Source organism: Streptomyces silaceus, assembly GCF_001419745.1.
Lineage (GTDB): Bacteria > Actinomycetota > Actinomycetes > Streptomycetales > Streptomycetaceae > Streptomyces > Streptomyces silaceus.
In genome coordinates this window covers 273-4,491 of sequence record NZ_LIRJ01000645.1, presented here as the reverse complement: position 1 = coordinate 4,491, position 4,219 = coordinate 273, and the positions used below count along the sequence as shown (strand labels likewise).

Genomic DNA, 4,219 nt, shown 5'->3' with positions numbered 1-4,219 from the left:
TCGCCCACGGCAGCCGCGACCCGCGCGCCCTCGAAACCGCCACCGCCCTCGCCGAGCGGATCCGCGCGCTGCGGCCCGGCCTCGCCGTCCGCCTCGGCCACATCGAGCTGAACGAACCGCTGCTCACCGACACCCTCGCCGCGCACCCCGGCGGCCGGGCCGTGCTCGTGCCGCTGCTCCTCGGCAGGGGCCAGCACGTCAAGCGCGACATCCCCCGGGCTGCCGCGGCCGCCCCGCACGTCGAGACCCGCGTCGCGGACCCGCTCGGCCCGCACCCGCTGCTCGCCGAGGCCCTGCACGCCCGGCTCGTCGAATCGGGCTGGCCCGCACGGCCCCCGGGGCGGGCCGCGCGCTCCCGGCACGGCGTGGTCCTCGCCGCCGCCGGCTCCCGCGACCCGGAGGCCGCCGCCGACGCCGAGACCGCCGCCGCACTGCTCGCCGAGCGCCTGGGCGTCCCCGTCGTCCCCGCCTACGCGGCTCCCACCGCGGCCTGCGCCCGCAGCGTGCCGGACGCCCTCGCCTCCCTGGCCGCCCAGGGCCGCGACCGCGCCGCCGTCGCCGCGTACTTCACCGCGCCCGGCCGCTTCGCCACCCAGAGCGCGACCGCCGCCCCCTGGATCGCCTCGGCCCCGCTCGGTACCCACCCGGCCCTCGCCCGGCTCGTCCTGCACCGCTACGACCGGGCACGCACCGCCCCGCACCGGCCCGAACACCGTCGTCTCACCGCGGCCTGACGCCCCACCAGCCCCGCACCCGATCCGATCCGCACGGCCGGATCCGAGGGGCCAGATCCTCCTTTGTCACTGCTTGCGTCTACTGTCGGTGCATGGAAGGCACAGCACCGAACGCGCGATACGACGCCTACAGCGCCTACGACGAGACAGCCGTCGAGCGATGGGCCGCCGAGCCGGACAAGAGGCCGGGGCGCACGGCCTTCCAGCGCGACCGCGCGCGCGTCCTGCACTCCGCGGCGCTGCGCCGACTCGCGGGCAAGACGCAGGTCGTCACGCCCGGCACCAGGAGCCAGGCCTGGGACGCCAGCGCCCGCACCCGCCTCACGCACTCCCTGGAGTGCGCCCAGGTGGGCCGCGAGCTGGGCGCCGCCCTCGGCTGCGACCCCGACCTGGTGGAGACGGCCTGCCTCTCCCACGACCTGGGCCACCCTCCCTTCGGGCACAACGGCGAACAGGCGCTGAACGAAGTGGCGGCCGACTGCGGCGGCTTCGAGGGCAACGCCCAGTCGCTCAGGCTCCTCACCCGCATCGAGCCCAAGCGCTTCGTCCCCTCCGAAGCCGGCGGCGACCTGGTCAGCGTCGGCCTCAACCTCACCCGCGCCGCCCTGGACGCCGCCACCAAGTACCCCTGGCCGCGCGGCGCCCACCCCACCGACCCGCAGTCACCCAAATTCGGTGTCTACGAAGACGACCGCCCGGTCTTCGACTGGGTCCGCAAGGAGGCCCCGGGCCAGCGCACCTGCTTCGAGGCGCAGGTCATGGACTGGTCGGACGACGTCGCGTACTCGGTCCACGACTTCGAGGACGGCCTGCACGCCGGGCACATCGACCCGAACGCCCTGCACGCGGAGCCCGAGCGCCGCGACATCTTCGAGGTGGCCATCGGACGCTACGTACCGGAGGACACCGACCCCGAAGAGCTCGCGCGGGCCCTCGACCGCCTCCTCGACCAGGAGTGGTGGCCGCACGGCTACGACGGATCGGCCGTCGCCCAGGCCCGCTTGAAGGACGCCACCAGCCAGCTCATCGGCCGCTTCTGCCTGGCCGCGGAGACCGCCACCCGCGCGCGGTACGGCAAGGGCCCCCTCACGCGCTACGCCGCCGAGCTCGTCGTCCCCCGCGCCGCGCGCCACGAGTGCGCGGTCCTCAAGGCCGTCGCCGACCGCTATGTGATGCAGCGCCCCGCCCAGGAGCGGCTCCGCGCGGACCAGCGCGTCGTCGTCGCCGAGCTCGCCGAGGCGCTCACCGCCCGCGCCCCCGACGGCCTCGACCCGCAGTTCCGCGCGCTGTACGACGCGGCACCCGACGACCGCGCCGCCCAGCGCGTCGTGGTCGACCAGATCGCGTCCCTCACCGACGCCGCGGCCCGCGCCCTGCACACCCGACTGACGGCGAGGCCCTAGGGGAACGACGGTAAGTGACCATGAAGTGACCACGGGGCGTGACGAGATGTGGCCAGTTGGGGCCACGCCCCCTTCCCCCATCACGCTCCGTGCGGGACGCTCCCTGTGGCGGCACGTCCCAGAGGCAAGTCTGTGTTCTTCCGGGGTACACCCCCGGTACCCCCGGCAAGGAGGCATGAAGTGGTCGACGCGGATCAGACGTTCGTCATTGTCGGAGGAGGTCTGGCCGGCGCCAAGGCGGCCGAGACCCTCCGTTCCGAGGGCTTCACCGGCCGGGTGATCCTCATCGGTGACGAACGGGACCACCCCTACGAGCGCCCGCCCCTGTCCAAGGGCTACCTCCTGGGCAAGGAGGAGCGCGACAGCGTCTTCGTCCACGAACCGGGGTGGTACGCGCAGGCCGACGTCGAACTGCACCTCGGGCAGACCGTCGTCGCCATCGACCGCGACGCCAAGGCCGTGCGCCTGGGCGAGGGCACCGTCATCCACTACGACAAGCTGCTCCTGGTCACCGGCGCCGAGCCCCGCCGCCTCGACGTCCCCGGCACCGGCCTCGCCGGCGTCCACCACCTGCGCCGCCTCGCGCACGCCGACCGCCTCCGCCACGTGCTCGCCGCCCTCGGCAGGGACAACGGCCACCTGGTGATCGCGGGCGCCGGCTGGATCGGCCTGGAGGTCGCCGCGGCCGCCCGCGAATACGGCGCGGAGGTCACCGTCGTCGAGTCCGAGGCGACCCCGCTGCACGCCGTCCTCGGCCCCGAGATCGGCCAGATGTTCACCGACCTGCACGCCGAGCACGGCGTCCGCTTCCACTTCGGCGCCCGCCTGACCGAGATCACCGGCCAGGACGGCATGGTCCTTGCCGCGCGCACCGACGACGGCGAGGAGCACCCCGCGCACGACGTGCTCGCCGCGATCGGCGCCGCCCCGCGCACCGCCCTCGCCGAGTCCGCGGGCCTCGAACTGGTCGACCGCGCGCACGGCGGCGGCATCGCCGTCGACGCCTCGCTGCGCACCTCGGACCCCGACATCCACGCCGCGGGCGACGTGGCCGCCCTCCACCACCCGCTGTTCGACCGCCGGCTGCGCGTCGAGCACTGGGCGAACGCCCTCAACGGCGGCCCGGCCGCGGCCCGCGCGATGCTCGGCCAGGACGTCACCTACGACCGCGTGCCCTACTTCTTCTCCGACCAGTACGACGTGGGCCTGGAGTACTCGGGCTGGGCGCCCCCGGGGACGTACGACCAGGTCGTCGTGCGAGGCGACGCGGGCAAGCGGGAGTTCATCGCCTTCTGGCTCGCCGACGGCCAGGTGCTCGCGGGCATGAACGTGAATGTGTGGGACGTCACGGAGCCCATCCAGCAGCTGATCCGCCAGGGCACCCGCCCCGACCCGCACGCCCTCGCCGACCCCTCGACCCCCCTGGCGTCGCTCCTGTCGTGACCGGCCGGACGAGAGTGTCACAGGGGCGCCGTAGTATTCCTACGTGGCAGGCAGGATCAATGACGAAGACGTGAAGGCGGTCCGGGACGCGGTCCCGATCGACGCCGTGGTCTCCGACTACCTCCAGCTGCGCAACGCCGGGGGCGGAAACCTCAAGGGCCTGTGCCCCTTCCACGACGAGAAGTCGCCGTCCTTCCAGGTCAGCCCGAGCAAGGGACTCTTCCACTGCTTCGGCTGCCAGGAGGGCGGCGACACCATCGCCTTCGTGATGAAGATCGACCACCTCACGTTCTCGGAGACGGTCGAGCGCCTCGCCGCCCAGGCGGGCATCACGCTGCGCTACGAGGAGGGCGGGTACAACCCCGCGCACCAGCGCGGCGAGCGCATCCGCCTCGTCGAGGCCCACAAGATCGCCGCGCAGTTCTACGTGGAGCAGCTGGAGTCCGCCGAGGCCGAGATCGGCCGTGCCTTCCTGGCCGAGCGCGGCTTCGACCAGGCGGCCGCCGCGCACTTCGGCGTCGGTTACAGCCCGGCCGGCTGGGACCACCTCACCCGCTATCTGCGCGGCAAGGGCTTCACCGACAAGGAGCTGACCCTCTCCGGCCTCTCCCAGGAGGGCCGCCGCGGCCCCATCGACCG

Annotated in this window: 4 protein-coding genes; all 4 read left to right on the top strand. The window is 74.0% G+C overall.

What is annotated here, in order from left to right; all coding sequences use genetic code 11:
- Nucleotides 1–734 (top strand): sirohydrochlorin chelatase (locus tag AOK22_RS38185; protein ID WP_055703230.1); only part of this gene is annotated, 734 nt, incomplete at its 5' end.
- A 92-nt stretch (nt 735–826) separates the two neighbouring features.
- Complete coding sequence (locus tag AOK22_RS38180) at nt 827–2,137, top strand: deoxyguanosinetriphosphate triphosphohydrolase (protein WP_055703229.1); 1,311 nt, start codon at nt 827–829, stop codon at nt 2,135–2,137.
- A 180-nt stretch (nt 2,138–2,317) separates the two neighbouring features.
- Nucleotides 2,318–3,580: an NAD(P)/FAD-dependent oxidoreductase gene (locus AOK22_RS38175; protein WP_055703228.1), complete on the top strand. Its 1,263-nt coding sequence runs from the start codon at nt 2,318–2,320 to the stop codon at nt 3,578–3,580.
- A 43-nt stretch (nt 3,581–3,623) separates the two neighbouring features.
- The coding region (locus AOK22_RS38170) for a CHC2 zinc finger domain-containing protein (RefSeq protein ID WP_244165275.1) at nt 3,624–4,219 on the top strand (596 nt) is incomplete at its 3' end.

What these genes read in the sequence shown, in the direction of transcription:
- AOK22_RS38180 (WP_055703229.1), top strand. Translation starts at nt 827, where the DNA reads ATGGAAGGCACAGCACCGAACGCGCGATACGACGCCTACAGCGCCTAC.